At 66.0% G+C, this 14,231-nt stretch carries 17 protein-coding genes; 9 read left to right on the top strand and 8 right to left on the bottom strand.

Annotated elements, in window-relative coordinates; all coding sequences use genetic code 11:
* The 6 genes from gspJ to gspE form a co-directional block, all read right to left on the bottom strand.
* The coding region (gene gspJ / locus LO50_RS16205) for a type II secretion system minor pseudopilin GspJ (RefSeq protein ID WP_044315643.1) at positions 1 to 591 on the bottom strand (591 nt) is incomplete at its 3' end.
* Positions 588 to 1,007, bottom strand: coding sequence for a type II secretion system minor pseudopilin GspI (gene gspI / locus LO50_RS16200; RefSeq protein WP_044315642.1), 420 nt, complete (start codon positions 1,005 to 1,007; stop codon positions 588 to 590). The genes gspI and gspJ, both read right to left, overlap by 4 nt.
* A complete protein-coding gene (gene gspH / locus LO50_RS16195) occupies positions 1,004 to 1,573 on the bottom strand; it encodes a type II secretion system minor pseudopilin GspH (protein ID WP_044315641.1) in 570 nt (189 codons plus the stop codon). Before gspH ends, gspI begins: the two co-directional genes overlap by 4 nt.
* 3 nt (positions 1,574 to 1,576) lie before the next feature.
* Positions 1,577 to 2,011 (bottom strand): type II secretion system major pseudopilin GspG, encoded by a 435-nt coding sequence (gene gspG, locus LO50_RS16190; protein WP_003301913.1) that lies wholly within the window; start codon positions 2,009 to 2,011, stop codon positions 1,577 to 1,579.
* Between the two features lie 5 nt (positions 2,012 to 2,016).
* A complete protein-coding gene (xcpS, locus tag LO50_RS16185) occupies positions 2,017 to 3,231 on the bottom strand; it encodes a GspF family T2SS innner membrane protein variant XcpS (protein ID WP_044315640.1) in 1,215 nt (404 codons plus the stop codon).
* Positions 3,232 to 3,387: 156 nt separating this feature from the next.
* Positions 3,388 to 4,902 carry a type II secretion system ATPase GspE gene (gene gspE / locus LO50_RS16180; RefSeq protein WP_044315639.1) on the bottom strand — a complete coding sequence of 505 codons (1,515 nt, stop codon included), beginning with the start codon at positions 4,900 to 4,902 and terminating at the stop codon, positions 3,388 to 3,390.
* Positions 4,903 to 5,424: 522 nt separating this feature from the next.
* On the opposite strand from gspE, the gene LO50_RS16175 reads away from it, so the two are divergent.
* The 3 genes from LO50_RS16175 to LO50_RS16165 are packed head-to-tail and all read left to right on the top strand — an operon-like array spanning position 5,425 to position 8,317.
* Entirely contained in the window at positions 5,425 to 6,546 is a 1,122-nt protein-coding gene (locus tag LO50_RS16175) for a Re/Si-specific NAD(P)(+) transhydrogenase subunit alpha (RefSeq protein WP_044315638.1), read from the top strand.
* 13 nt (positions 6,547 to 6,559) lie between these two features.
* Entirely contained in the window at positions 6,560 to 6,877 is a 318-nt protein-coding gene (locus tag LO50_RS16170) for an NAD(P) transhydrogenase subunit alpha part 2 (RefSeq protein ID WP_003284152.1), read from the top strand.
* Between the two features lie 3 nt (positions 6,878 to 6,880).
* The gene (locus LO50_RS16165) at positions 6,881 to 8,317 is read left to right on the top strand and encodes an NAD(P)(+) transhydrogenase (Re/Si-specific) subunit beta (RefSeq protein ID WP_044315637.1); all 1,437 of its coding nucleotides are present in this window, start codon (positions 6,881 to 6,883) and stop codon (positions 8,315 to 8,317) included.
* A gap of 72 nt (positions 8,318 to 8,389) precedes the next feature.
* On the opposite strand, the gene mdaB is transcribed toward LO50_RS16165, so the two are convergent.
* The gene (gene mdaB / locus LO50_RS16160) at positions 8,390 to 8,980 is read right to left on the bottom strand and encodes an NADPH:quinone oxidoreductase MdaB (protein WP_044315636.1); all 591 of its coding nucleotides are present in this window, start codon (positions 8,978 to 8,980) and stop codon (positions 8,390 to 8,392) included.
* A gap of 120 nt (positions 8,981 to 9,100) precedes the next feature.
* The gene (locus LO50_RS16155) at positions 9,101 to 10,090 is read right to left on the bottom strand and encodes a bile acid:sodium symporter family protein (protein WP_044315635.1); all 990 of its coding nucleotides are present in this window, start codon (positions 10,088 to 10,090) and stop codon (positions 9,101 to 9,103) included.
* Positions 10,091 to 10,177: 87 nt separating this feature from the next.
* Here LO50_RS16155 and LO50_RS16150 point away from each other — a divergent pair, with 87 nt between their 5' ends.
* The 6 genes from LO50_RS16150 to LO50_RS16125 all read left to right on the top strand — a co-directional run.
* Positions 10,178 to 10,978: an AraC family transcriptional regulator gene (locus LO50_RS16150; protein ID WP_162836516.1), complete on the top strand. Its 801-nt coding sequence runs from the start codon at positions 10,178 to 10,180 to the stop codon at positions 10,976 to 10,978.
* Between the two features lie 165 nt (positions 10,979 to 11,143).
* Positions 11,144 to 11,344, top strand: coding sequence for a DUF1127 domain-containing protein (locus tag LO50_RS16145; RefSeq protein WP_041015440.1), 201 nt, complete (start codon positions 11,144 to 11,146; stop codon positions 11,342 to 11,344).
* Between the two features lie 108 nt (positions 11,345 to 11,452).
* Positions 11,453 to 11,770: a DUF2388 domain-containing protein gene (locus LO50_RS16140; RefSeq protein ID WP_023445583.1), complete on the top strand. Its 318-nt coding sequence runs from the start codon at positions 11,453 to 11,455 to the stop codon at positions 11,768 to 11,770.
* 112 nt (positions 11,771 to 11,882) lie between these two features.
* On the top strand, positions 11,883 to 12,179 hold the full coding sequence (locus tag LO50_RS16135; protein WP_044315633.1) for a DUF2388 domain-containing protein: 297 nt from the start codon (positions 11,883 to 11,885) through the stop codon (positions 12,177 to 12,179).
* Between the two features lie 44 nt (positions 12,180 to 12,223).
* Positions 12,224 to 12,544 carry a DUF2388 domain-containing protein gene (locus LO50_RS16130; protein ID WP_014822100.1) on the top strand — a complete coding sequence of 107 codons (321 nt, stop codon included), beginning with the start codon at positions 12,224 to 12,226 and terminating at the stop codon, positions 12,542 to 12,544.
* On the top strand, positions 12,541 to 14,231 hold a 1,691-nt coding region (locus LO50_RS16125; protein ID WP_044315632.1), incomplete at its 3' end, for a DUF7844 domain-containing protein. The genes LO50_RS16130 and LO50_RS16125, both read left to right, overlap by 4 nt.

The raw sequence follows: 14,231 nt of genomic DNA, 5'->3' as shown, positions 1-14,231 counted from the left end.
GTGCTCGATATTCAGCTCCAGGGCGATCGGCAGGCGCTCGGCGGCGTTCTCCGGGCTGCCGCGACCGAAATCGAACGGCGGCCACTCCTCGTGCCATACCTCCTCCTCGTCCAGGTAGCGCAACTGCAGGCCCTGCACGTCTTCCAGTACCCGCTGCACGCGCGGCTCGCTGTCGAGGTCACGGTCCAGCACCACCCAGTAGACGCGCTCGAGGTTGTCGCCAGCCAGGCGCCAGCGCACCCGCTGCAGATTGGCGCGACGCAGCCCAGTGGGATTGCGCCAGCCGGCACGGGTTAGCTCCAGCACCGGCGCGCCGTCTTCGCCATCGAGCTGACCGATGAAGGCATTGCGCTCGTCGCCAAACTCATCACGGATCGGCCGCCCGACCACCTGCTGCAGGTCACGTTCGAAGGCCCACACCGCGCGGCTCAGCTCGCGCAGCTGCAGCTCCTGGGCACGCACCGCCTCATCGCTTTGCAGCACCGCTTCGAGCATGCGATAGGTGCCGAGGCCAAGCAGCGCGAACAGGGCGATGGCAATCAACAGCTCGAGCAGGGTGAAACCGGCGCTGGTGCGCGCGTGAGCATTCATTGGCGCGCGGCTCCCGGACCGACACCGATGAATCCGGTGAGGCTGGTGACCGCGCGCTCGGGTACCGGATCGCTGCGGCCACGCGATGTCTGCAGCGCAACCCAGACGGTCACCCGCAGCAAGCCTGGATCGGCGCTGGCCTCGATTTCGCTGAGGGTCTGCCACTGGCGGCCGCCGTATTCCAGCGCCTGGGTTTCGCGGCCGATGGCAGGCGGGGTCTGCTGCAACTGCAGTTCGCTGATGCGGTTGTCGGCGATCCAGCCGGCCAGGGTCAGTTCCTCCAGCCGCCCGGCGTTGGTCAGGCTACGCCCGGCCGCAGTAAGCACCACGGCCGACACGCTAGCGAAGATCGCCAGTGCCACCAGCACTTCCAGCAGGGTGAAACCGCGGCCGGCCCTGGCCGAGCGCCCGCTCATCGCCTGTCCTCGATGACTTTTGCCTCAGGCAGACGGAAGCCGTCGCTGGTGACCAGCCAGCCACCGCCGCGCGGCTTGCGTTCGGACAGGCGCAGGCTGAACGGCGACAGCTCGCCGCTGGAAAGAATCAGCAACTGGGGCTCCAGCCGCGGCGCACGACGTTCGGTTCGCTCACCTTCGCTCGACAGCCCGGCACGGTCGTCCTCGCGCTGGGTTGGGGCCACCAGTTCCAGCGGCGTGCCGTCCAGTTCCAGATCCAGGCGCATCCAGTCCGGGACCTTGTGCACCTTGCGCCGTTCGACTTCCAGCCAGCGCGTGGCAGCTTCGTCGTAACGCAGTACGCGATAGCCCTCGCTGTTGACCAGCAGGCCGTACTCCCGGCTGTCGAGCACCGCCTCGTCGCTGAGCACGCCGATCAGCGCGGCCAGGCGGCGCGCCTCGTCACGCAGCTCGCGCGAGGTGCTCGAGCCTCCGACGCTGAGCACCGCCACGCTGACCAGAATGCCCAGCAGGACGATCACCACCAGCAGTTCGATCAGCGTGAAGGCGCGGGCGCGCTTCCGCATCGATTAGAGGTCCCAGTTACCGATGTCGGCGTTGAGGTCGCTGCCGCCGGGCTTGCCGTCGGCGCCGAAGGAGTAGAGGTCGAACTGGCCCTGTGTACCTGGCGAGAGGTACTGGTAGTCGTTGCCCCACGGGTCCTTGGGCAGGCGCTTGAGGTAACCGTCGCGGTTCCAGTTCTTCGGCTGCGGGTTGCCGGAAGGCTTCTTCACCAGCGCCTCCAGCCCCTGCTGGGTGCTCGGGTAGGCGAAATTGTCCAGCTTGTACATGTCCAGCGCGGCGGCGACGGCCTTGATGTCGCCCTTGGCCACGGTGACCTTGGCCTGATCCGGGCGGCTCATCACCTGCGGCACCACCAGCGCGGCGAGAATGCCGAGGATGACCACCACCACCATGATTTCGATGAGGGTGAAGCCCCCTTGCGTGCGTCGTTGCAACTTCATTGTCGTTACCCCACCAGTTGGTTGAGAGAGAGGATTGGCATCAGGATCGCCAGCACGATGACCAGCACCACAGCCCCCATGAACACCAGCATGAACGGTTCGAACAGGCCGACCAGCAGAGACACCTGAGCGGCGAGGTCGTTCTCCTGGTTGCGCGCGGTTCGCGCCAGCATCTGATCCAGTTCACCGGATTTCTCGCCGCTGGCGATCATGTGCAACATCATCGGCGGGAATTCGCCGGTGGCATCCAGGGCGCGGGTCAGGCTGCTGCCTTCACGCACCTTCTGCGCCGCCTCCACCACCCGCTCGCGGATGCGCAGATTGGCGATCACCGCGGCGGCGATGGACAGCGCTTCCACCAGCGGCACGCCGCTCTTGGTGAGGATCGCCAGGGTCGAGGCGAAGCGCGCGGTATTGGTCGCCCGGCTCAGTCGACCGATCAGCGGTATCCGCAGAATGAACGCATGCCAGCGCAGGCGCAGCGCCGGGTCGCGCAATGCCGCGCGCATGGCGAGGAACGCGGCGATGAGACCGAGCACGATCAGCCAGCCCCAGTTCTTCACCACGTCGCTGGTAGCGATCAAGCCGCGGGTCAACGCCGGCAATTCCTGGCCGGTGTTGACGAACACCTTGACCACGTCCGGCACCACGTAGCCGAGCAGCAGCACGACGATGGCCAGCGAGGCGACCATCAGGATCACCGGATAGAGCAGCGCCAGCTGGATCTTCTGCCGCGACTGCTGACGCTGATCGGTGTAGTCGGCGAGCTGATCGAGCACCAGCCCGAGATGGCCGGCATGCTCCCCCGCCGCCACGGTGGCGCGGTAGAGCTCGGGAAAGGCCGACGGGTATTCGCGAAGCGCCGCGGCCAGGCTGTGGCCCTCCATCACGCGCGCGCGCACCGCCAGCAGCATCGACTTGATCTTCGCCGAGGTGGACTGTGCCGCTGCCGCGCGCAGGGCTTCCTCGATAGGCAGCGCAGCCTGCACCAGCGTCGCCAGCTGCCGGGTGACCAATGCCAGATCGCGCGTCGACAGGCCGCGGCCGAAACTCAGGCCGCCACGGCTGACGTCTTCTTTGGACTTGGCCTGCTTCACCTCCAGCGGCGCCCACTGCTTCTCGCGCAGCAACTGGCGCGCCTGACGCGGGCTGTCGGCTTCGATCAGGCCCTTCTGCTCACGGCCACGCGGGTCGAGGGCAAGGTATTCGAAGGCAGCCATCAGGCGGTCTCCAACAGGGGCGACTGGCGGTCAAGACCGCTCCCACACAGGCAGCACACACACGTGGGAGCGGCCTTGGCCGCGAATGGCGTCACCGTGCAGCGTCGGTCAGGCTGCAAATGCCTCTCCAGGCGAGCCGGAAACAACCTCATCCCCTCACTCCTCACGCGTCACCCGCAGCACTTCCTCGATGGTGGTCACGCCCTCGCGCACCTTGCGCAGGCCGTCGTCGCGGATGCTCGGCCCCAGCACCCGAGCGTGACGCAGCATGTCCTGCTCGCTGGCGCGGGTGTGCACCATGGTGCGCAGGGCGTCGTCGAACAGCACCAGCTCATAGATGCCGGTACGCCCGCGGTAACCGAGGCCCCGGCATTGCTCGCAGCCTTCGGCGTGGTACAGCGTCGGCGCCTCGGCCGGACTGACGCCGAGCAGCTCGCACTCGGCGGCGTCGGCGAGGTAGGCGCGTTTGCAGTCATTACACAGCACCCGCACGAGGCGCTGGGCCAGCACGCCGAGCAGCGACGAGGAGATCAGAAACGGCTCGACGCCCATGTCCACCAGGCGCGTGACGGCGCCGATGGCGCTGTTGGTGTGCAGCGTGGAGAGCACCAGGTGACCGGTGAGCGAGGCCTGCACGGCCATGTCGGCGGTTTCCTGGTCGCGGATCTCGCCGACCATCACCACGTCCGGGTCCTGACGCAGGATGGCACGCAGGCCGCGGGCAAAGGTCATGTCGACCTTGGTGTTGACCTGGGTCTGGCCGATGCCCTCGAGGTGGTATTCGATGGGGTCTTCGACGGTGAGGATGTTGCGGGTGCGGTCGTTGAGGGTGGTCAGCGCGGCGTAGAGCGTGGTGGTCTTGCCCGAGCCGGTGGGCCCGGTAACCAGGATGATGCCGTGCGGTTTCTTCACCGCCTGTTCCAGGTGGTCGCGGTCCTGCTCGTTCATGCCCAGGTGGCGCAAGGTCAGGCGTCCGGCCTGCTTGTCGAGCAGGCGCAGCACCACCCGCTCGCCGTTGGCCGAGGGCAGCGTGGAAACGCGGATATCGACCTCGCGACCGCCGACGCGCAGCGAGATACGCCCATCCTGCGGGATGCGCTTCTCGGCGATGTCCAGCTTGGCCATGACCTTGATCCGCGACACCAGCAGCGCCGCCAGCTCGCGCTTGGGCTGCACCACTTCGCGGAGGATGCCGTCGACGCGGAAGCGGATCACCAGGCGCTTCTCGAAGGTTTCGATATGGATATCCGAGGCGTTCTCGGCAATCGCCTCGCCGAGGATGGCGTTGATCAGGCGGATGATCGGCGCGTCGTCCTCCTGCTCCAGCAGGTCCTCGGTTTCCTGGATCTGATCGGCCAGGCTGGCCAGGTCGAGGTCATTGCCCAGCCCCTCGACCATCAGCATCGCCGCGGAAGAGTCGTGCTGGTAGGCCGCGCCGAGCGCCTGATCGAAATCCGCCTGCGGCAGCCACTGCATCGGCAAGCGCATACCAACGACCCGCTGCGCCTCCTGCACCGCCGTCAGCGCGGCGCCCTCGCGCAGGCCGAGGTGCAGCTCGCCGCCACGCTCCAGCAGGATCACGCCGTGCCGCCGCGCAAAGGCGAACGGCAAGCGGCGCTGGGCCGGCTGTTCGAGCAGCGTGGTGACTTCGTTTACATCGAGTTCGGGCATCGTCCAGCTCCACCAGCGATACGCAGCGACCCGACGTCACTGCGCTCGAAACACTCCAATCGGGTCCAACCAGCCTAGTTGGACTACAAGGATTGAATGACATTTCAACGTACGCGCGTTTTTCCTGCATACCCGACTTAACCCGACACCAAGGTCGGAGATGCTTGGCACCGCTGACGAATACCCCGTCAATGGCGCGTCATTCATGATGCGGCCGTGTCGTGTGCCTGGCGCGGACGAACTGGTCGTACGTAGAGCCAAACAGGACGCAATCTGCAGCGAAGCACGGAAAACAGGCAGTCATCCTGCGACCGGCGCGTCAAATACAATCGTTTGATTGAAACAGTTGTTTGATTTTTTCAAGGCTTGCAGAATGCCGCGCCGGGCGATCCGTTTTTGCGCATCGCCCGGCTGGCTTCACCTGTTCCATACCCCGTTCGCCAGAGCAGCGGGCGGGTGAAAAGCACGTCGGTGCGCGGTTCGCCGCAGCACCGGTCATGATCACGCAGGAGAACAACAACAATGCACATCGGTGTTCCTCTCGAAACCCACTCCGGGGAAACGCGCGTCGCCGCAACCCCGGAAACCGTCAAGAAACTGATCGGCCAAGGGCACCGGGTGACGCTGCAAAGCGGCGCCGGGTTGCTTTCCAGCGTGCCGGACAGCGCCTATGAAGCGGTCGGCGCAACCATCGGCGATGCGGCCGCGGCCTTTGCCGCCGAGCTGGTGCTGAAGGTCAATGCGCCGGACGAGGCCGAACTGGCGCAGATGCAGTCCGGCAGCGTGCTGCTGGGCATGCTCAACCCGTTCGACAATGACTGCATCGCGCGCATGGCTGCCCGCGGCATCACCGCCTTCGCCCTGGAGGCCGCGCCGCGTACGTCCCGTGCACAGAGCCTGGACGTGCTCTCGTCGCAGGCCAACATCGCCGGCTACAAGGCGGTGCTGGTCGGCGCCCATCACTACCCGCGCTTCATGCCGATGCTGATGACCGCCGCCGGCACGGTGAAGGCCGCACGCGTGCTGATCCTCGGTGCCGGTGTCGCCGGTCTGCAGGCCATCGCCACGGCCAAGCGCCTCGGCGCGGTGGTCGAGGCCTCGGACGTGCGTCCGGCGGTGAAGGAGCAGATCGAATCGCTCGGCGCCAAGTTCGTCGACGTGCCGCTGGAGACCGACGAGGAGCGCGAATGCGCCGAAGGCGTCGGCGGCTATGCGCGGCCGATGCCGGCCTCGTGGATGGCGCGTCAGGCGCAGGCGGTGCACGAGCGTGCGCTGCAGTCGGACATCGTCATCACCACCGCGCTGATCCCGGGCCGCAAGGCGCCGACGCTGCTGCAGGAAGCCACTGTCGAGCAGATGAAGCCCGGCTCGGTGATCGTCGACCTGGCAGCCGGCCACGGCGGCAACTGCCCGCTGACAGAGATCGACCAGGTGGTGGTGCGCCACGGTGTAACCATCGTCGGACACGCCAACCTGGCGACGCTGGTAGCGGCCGACGCCTCGGCGCTGTACGCCCGCAACCTGCTGGATTTCCTCAAGCTGGTCATCGACAAGGACGGCCAGTTCCAGCTCAACCTCGAAGACGACATCGTCGCCGCGTGCCTGATGTGCCGCGACGGCCAGGTCGTGCGGACCAACGGTTAAGGGAGACGCGAACATGGATCTGATTTCGGACGGCATCTACAACCTGATCATCTTCGTGCTGGCGATCTACGTCGGCTACCACGTGGTCTGGAACGTCACCCCGGCCCTGCACACGCCACTGATGGCGGTCACCAACGCGATCTCGGCGATCGTCATCGTCGGCGCCATGCTGGCCGCCGCGCTCACCGTCACCCCGCTGGGCAAGGCCATGGGCACCCTGGCCGTGGCGCTGGCCGCGGTCAACGTGTTCGGGGGCTTCCTGGTCACCCGTCGCATGCTGGAAATGTTCAAGAAGAAGGACCGCAGCGCGGCCAAGGCGGAGGGCAAGTAAGCCATGAGCATGAACCTGATCACCCTGCTCTATCTGGTCGCCTCGGTGTGCTTCATCCAGGCGCTGAAGGGCCTCTCCCACCCCACCACCTCACGTCGCGGCAACCTGTTCGGCATGATCGGCATGGGCCTGGCAGTACTGACCACCGTGGGCCTGATCTTCAAGCTCGGCAGCGAGCTGGCCACCACCGGCATCGGCTACGTGATCGTCGGCCTGCTGATCGGCGGCAGCGTCGGCACCGTCATGGCCAAGCGCGTCGAGATGACCAAGATGCCCGAGCTGGTCGCCTTCATGCACAGCATGATCGGCCTGGCCGCGGTGTTCATCGCGATTGCCGCGGTGGTCGAACCGCAGTCGCTGGGCATCGTCGAGCACATGGGCTACGCCATTCCGGTGGGCAACCGCCTGGAGCTGTTCCTCGGTGCGGCCATCGGCGCCATCACCTTCTCCGGTTCGGTGATCGCCTTCGGCAAGCTGTCCGGCAAGTACAAGTTTCGCCTGTTCCAAGGCGCTCCGGTGGTGTTCAAGGGCCAGCACATGGTCAACCTGGCCGTGGGCCTGGCGATCGTCGGCCTGGGCCTGGTCTACACCTTCACCGGCAACCTCGGCGCCTTCGCCATCCTGGTGGCGCTGGCCTTCGTCATCGGCGTGCTGATCATCATTCCCATCGGCGGTGCGGACATGCCGGTGGTGGTGTCGATGCTCAACTCGTATTCGGGCTGGGCGGCCGCCGGTATCGGCTTCTCGCTGAACAACTCGATGCTGATCATCGCCGGCTCGCTGGTAGGCTCGAGCGGCGCGATCCTCTCGTACATCATGTGCAAGGCGATGAACCGCTCGTTCTTCAACGTGATCCTCGGCGGCTTCGGTGCCGACGCGGATGCCGGCGGCCCGGCAGGCGCCCAGCTGGAGCGCAACGTGAAGTCCGGTTCGGCCGACGACGCCGCCTTCCTGCTGACCAACGCCGACACCGTGATCATCGTTCCCGGCTACGGCCTGGCGGTGGCCCGCGCTCAGCACGCGCTGATGGAGCTGGCCGAGAAGCTGACGCACATGGGCGTGACCGTGAAGTACGCGATCCACCCGGTCGCCGGCCGCATGCCGGGGCACATGAACGTGCTGCTGGCCGAAGCCGAGGTGCCCTACGAGCAAGTCTTCGAGATGGAAGACATCAACTCCGAGTTCGGCCAGGCCGACGTGGTGCTGGTACTTGGCGCCAACGACGTGGTCAACCCGGCGGCGAAGAACGATCCGAAGTCGCCCATCGCCGGCATGCCGATCCTCGAGGCGTACAAGGCCAAGACAGTCATCGTCAACAAGCGCTCCATGGCCAGCGGCTATGCCGGTCTGGACAACGAGCTGTTCTACATGGACAAGACCATGATGGTCTTCGGCGACGCCAAGAAGGTGGTCGAGGATATGGTCAAGGCCGTGGAGTGATCGCCTCGCGCTGAGACGAAAAACCCCTCCCAGCCCTTGCCGCGAGGGGTTTTTCTTTGCCTGACGCGAAGGTCAGACACTGAAGCCGAACACCTCGCCCAGGTGCCGCCGATAGCGTGCGACATCCGCCTCGATCTGCGGCCGTTTCATCACATCGACACTGAGGAAGGTCGGCAAGCCCTGCATGCCGAGAAACTCGTTGGCCTTGTGAAACGGCAGGTAGACGGCATCCACGCCCTTGCCGGCGAAGAAATCGCTGGGGTCGTCGAAGGCCTGCTGCGGCGCGTTCCAGGTGGCGGAAATCATGTAGCGCTTGCCCTGTAGCAGACCGCCGCTGCCGTACTTCTGCGAGGCATCGGAGCGGGTGCGACCGTCGTTGGCGTAGAGGCTGCCGTGGCCGGCGGTGAACACCTCGTCCAGGTATTTCTTCACCGTCCAGGGTGCGCCCATCCACCAGCCGGGCATCTGATAGATCAGCGCATCCGCCCAGAGAATCTTCTCGACTTCCTGCTGCACGTCGTAGCCGGCGTCGATCTCGGTGGTGCGGACCTCGAAGCCGGCCGCGGTCAGGGTTTCGATGGCTGTCTGATGCAGCGTTGCGTTGTACTGGCCGGCGGAATGGGCGAAGGCCTTGCCGCCATTGAGTAGCAGAATCTTCTTCATGGGAACGCCTCAGCAACAGAATGGCGCGCAGCTTAGCCACCCCTGCGCACCGCTCCCAGACCGTAACGGGCAAATGATCTTTGCGCTGCAGTCACGAATACGCCACTGATTGGCTTCGAGTCAGCCCGCTTTTGCGACCACTGTTGTTTCTGGTCGCGACGCATAGCGCTGCGCCAGTACCGCGCAGACCATCAGCTGAATCTGGTGGAACAGCATCAACGGCAGGATCAGCGTGCCCAGCGCACCGCCGGCGAACAGCACCTGCGCCATGGGGATGCCGGTGGCCAGGCTCTTCTTCGAGCCGGCGAAGAGAATGGTGATGCGGTCCTCCAGATCGAAGCCCAGCCAGCGCGCAACCAGCCAGGTGATCAGCAGGGCCAGCGCCAGCAGCAGACAGCAGGCCAGCACCAGACCCAGCAGCTGCGGCAGCGGCACCTGCTGCCAGATGCCCTCGACCACCGCATGGCTGAACGCGGTGTAGACCACCAGCAGGATAGAGCTCTGGTCGACGTTCTTTAGCCAGCCCTTGTTGCGCGCCACCCAGTCGCCAATCCAGCGCCGCGCGATCTGCCCGGCGATGAACGGCAGCAGCAGCTGCACGACGATCTTGCCGATGGCATCCAGCGTCGAGCCGCCTTCGCCTTGCGCGCCCATCAGCAGCAGTACCAGCAGCGGCGTGAGGAAGATGCCGATCAGGCTGGAAGCCGCCGCGCTGCATACCGCCGCCGGGATGTTGCCGCGCGCCAGCGAGGTGAAGGCGATGGCCGACTGCACCGTGGCCGGCAAGGCACAGAGGTAGAGCATGCCCAGGTACAGCTCGGCGCCGATCATCGGCGTCAGCAGCGGGCGCAGCGCCAGCCCGAGCAGCGGGAACAGCACGAAGGTGCAGCTGAACACCAGGAGATGCAGGCGCCAATGGCCCATGCCGGCGAGGATCGCACTGCCCGAGAGCTTGGCGCCGTGCATGAAGAACAGCAGGCCGATGGCCAGGTTGGTGATCCACTCGAATACCGCCACGCCCTGCCCCCGCGCTGGCAGCAGCGTGGCGATGGCCACCGCACCGAGCAGGGCCAGAGTGAAGTTGTCCGGTAACAGGCGAGGTCTGGCCATGGGCGCTCCTGATTGTGTGGCTTGCGGCAGCTTGCCAGCGAGTCTACTGTCGCGCTGGATATCCGACTAACGCCATAAGCCAGACAAATGTCGAGAAAAGGACAAGGCAGCCTCCTGCAACGCAGCATCCCGGCCATGGATGCACTGCCGCGCCCGCTCTTCGCCCGCAGCGAATCCCTGGCTGAACGAACCACCACGCCACGCCACAGCCATCCCTGGGCACAGCTGTCCTACGCCATCAGCGGCGTGCTGCGCGTGCATACCGAGCGCGGGCGCTTTCTCGCTCCGCCGCAGCGCGCCATCCTGATTCCGCCGGGCCTGCTGCACGAGGTGATCAGCTCGCCGCACACCGAGATGCGCAGCCTGTACATCGACCAGCGCGTCGTGGCCTGGGCGCCCGAGCATTGCCAGGTGCTCGCGGTCAGCCCACTGCTGCGCGAGCTGATCCGCGCCTTTGGTGCGCTGCCGGCGGAGTACGACGAGCAAGGTGCCGAAGGCCGCCTGGCAGCGGTGCTGCTGGACCAGCTGCGGGCGGCGCCGGCAATCGGCTATTCCCTGCCCTGGCCCGGGGATGCCCGGCTTCGTCAGCTGTGCGAAGCGCTCTATGAGCAGCCCGATCTTTCACTCAGCCTGAAGCAATGGAGCGAGCGCCTTCAGGTCTCGGAGAAAACCCTGACCCGCCAGTTCCAGCGTGACACCGGCCTCAGCTTCCGCGCCTGGCGCCAGCGTCTGCGCCTGCTCAGCGCGCTCCCTCTGCTGGAGCAGGGCCAGCCGGTTACCGATGTCGCGCTGGCCTGCGGCTACGAATCCACCTCGGCGTTTATCGCCGCGTTCGGTCAGCAGTTCGGCACCACACCAGGCGCTTTGGCACGCACACCGGACCGATAAGCAGTGCAGCGAAAACAGTTGGCGCGTTCGCGACCAATACAGTTGCATCCATTTCTGGAACTGCACCGGCACAATCGAGAATCCCTGTGGCTGTTGCACTTGGCTGACGCGCGCGATCCTGTTCTCCCATAACCCGTACCCGGTCACACCGGGAAGGAGCGCAGCATGGATCGCACGCTGTCTCGTCCGTATGTCGCCACCCGCGCCCGCCGCAACTGGCTACAGCTGCTGCAAGTATTGCAGCGCTGGCAACGCAACTACCGTACCCGGCAGCAACTGGCGCAGCTTGACGACCGCCAGCTGGCGGATGTCGGCATCAGCCATAGCGACCGCTCGGCAGAGCTGGACAAGCCGTTCTGGCGCTGAGGCATTCCGCGCCCACCGATTCGAGCCTATGCTGCGTGCTGCAAGGCCGCAGCAACGGGAACGTCGCACCCATGGCGCGGTCTAGAGCCTCACCACTGGAGATCTGCCATGTCCCGAATCCTGCTCCCCTTCTTCGCTGCCGGCTTGCTGCTGAGCGGCGGCGCGTCCGCTGCCAGCTTCACCGCTACCACCGACATGGTGGTCGGCGGCCTGATCAATACCGTGGACGCAACCTCGGACCTGACCTCGTCGCTGCGCGACGACAAACTGGTGCTCGATGCTCGCGACGATGCGGCGCGTTTCGTTGCCAGCCAGGGCGATCTGCGCGGCGCCCACCTCGAAGCGGCGCTGCGCCACATTCGTAGCCAGCAGCCAGAACTGGGCGCCAGCGATCTGCAACTGGCTCAGGCGATCCTGGCGCTCTGATGCGTGCAGCAGCGCATGAGCGCTGCTGCAACCTGCGGAAGCAACCGAGCGCTGGCTCTGCAGCCGGCGTTTCGCTAGCCTTGGCGCCGTTTTTCCCGGCAACAGGTTCCGCATGCGTCCATATTCAATCGTTCTCTTATTTCTCGGCCTCACAGCTGGCACCGCCCAGGCGTTCGATGTCACCACCGCAGGTGTCGTGCAGACCAGCTATGTCAGCAGCCAGCTGACCAGCGCTCCCTTCGACAACAAGCTGATCGCCGAGGCCCGCGAAGACGCGGCAGGCTTCGTCGCCAGCGACGGCCAGCTCGCCGCGGCTCGCCTGCAAGCGGCCATGGCGCGGCTGCGCCAGGAACACCCGGAGCTTGCCGCCAGCGACCTGGAACTGGCCGAAGCGATCCTCGTCCAATAATCGCACCGGCCTGCCGGTGCCCCGACCGTGAGAGATTCCAACCGATGAACAAGCTATTGCTCGCCGCCCCGCTGGCGCTGGCCGTCGCCGCGGGCACAGCCCAGGCGCAGACCCTCGTCGCCACCAGCAACATCGTCGTGCGTGCCCTGGACCGCAGCATCAATTTCACCTCCGATGTGACCAGCCGCATCAGTGATATGAAGGTCGTCGTCGAAGCGCGTGAAGACGCCGCCAGCTTCGTCGCCAGCGCCGGAGAGATCCGCGGTGCGCATCTGGAAGCCGCGATAGGCACCCTGCGCAGCGAACTCCCTGCAGCGCGCAATGCCAGCGACCTGCAACTGGCCGAAGCCATCCTCGCCCTGTGATACGCCCCGGCGCCTGGCTGCTGGCAGGCTGCCTGAGCCTTGCTGCAGGTGTAGCCCAGGCCGACCTGCGCCTGGTTCTCGACTCACGCACACTGGACACCGAGCAACGCGCAGCCAGCCAGGCGCTGCTGGACGAAGCCATGGCCGCACTGCCCCCGCGCCTGGTGCAGAGCCTCGATCGCGAGGTGCGCGTGCAATGGCGCGACAACCTGCCGGAACAGGCCTATGGTCGCGCCGGCGGTAACCGTCTTCAGCTCAATCGCCGTCTACTGCCGACACTGACCGATGGCAGCGCTGCCAGCGAGAAGACCAATCGCCCCCACGGGACGGTGCGCCGCGAGCTGCTCGCCACCGTCATTCACGAAGTGGCGCATCTCTATGACCGCGCGCGCCTGTGGTCGCCCAGTGAGCACCTGTTGCAGGGCCAGTGCCGTCAGCGCGCCAGCCACCTCGGGCAGGTCGGCCTGCCGGATCACTGCCGGGGACAGATCGACCGCCGCTTCACCCTCAGCGATGAGCCGCGCCTGCTCGATCTGGCCGGCTGGCCACAACGGGTCGGCAAGCGCGGCCTGCGCGAACGGGAAAACGCGCAGCTGGCGCGCAGCCCCGATCCGTACGAGCTGACCAGCCCGCTGGAATTCGTCGCGGTGAACCTCGAATACTTCCTGCTCGACCCCAGCTACGCCTGCCGTCGCCCTTCGCTGCACCGTTACCTGCGTGAACACTTCGGTTGGGCGCCAGCAAACGCTGCCGGTTGCACCGATGACTACCCATTTCTGAACGCGGGCCGCGAGTTCGGCCGCACGCCACTGCTGAGCCTCGATCCGTCACGCGTCTACGAGGTCGACTACCTGTTCGCCGAAGCCAACGAGGCCTGGGTCAGCCGCTGGGGCCACAGCATGCTGCGGCTGGTGATCTGCGCGCCCGGCCGCGAGCCCGGTCCCGATTGCCGACTGGATCTGGATCACCACCTGGTGTTGTCCTTCCGCGCCTTCGTCGACGATGTGCAGCTGTCCAGCTGGGACGGCCTCACCGGCGTCTACCCCTCGCGGCTGTTCATCCTGCCCCTGGGCCAGGTGATCGACGAATACACCAAGGTGGAGCTGCGCGGGCTGGCCTCGGTGCCGCTGAAGCTGCAGCACGAAGAGATTCGCGCACTGGTCGAGCGTAGCGCCGAGCTGCACTGGAGCTACGACGGCGACTACTACTTCCTGTCCAACAACTGCGCGGTGGAAACCCTCAAGCTGCTACGCAGTGGAACCACACGCGACGAACTCGTCGCCCTGGACAGCATCATGCCCAACGGGCTGCTGGAGGTGCTGATCCACCGCGACCTGGCCGACGCCAGCGTGCTCGACGATCCGCGTGAGGCGCTGCGCCTGGGCTATCGATTCGACTCCTACCGCGACCGCTATCAGGCGATGTTCGCCGTACTCAAAGAACGCCTGGGCCTGCCGCAGGACAGCGTCGAACAGTGGCTCGAGCTCGACGCCGCCGAACGCCAGCCGTGGATCGACCGCGCCGACCTGCGCGCCGCTGCCGCTTTGCTGTTGGTCGAACAGGCCGCCCTGCGCCGCCAGCTACTCCTTGCCCAGGGTGAACTGAAGAACCGCTACCTTGGCGGCCGCGGGCGCGACGCCAGCCTGAACAAAGCCGACGGCGCGCTGCAGCAAATACTCGCCAACAG

Source organism: Stutzerimonas stutzeri (genome assembly GCF_000935215.1).
GTDB lineage: Bacteria > Pseudomonadota > Gammaproteobacteria > Pseudomonadales > Pseudomonadaceae > Stutzerimonas.
Note: the sequence above shows the minus strand (reverse complement) of the source record. Positions and strands in the feature narration are given on the sequence as shown.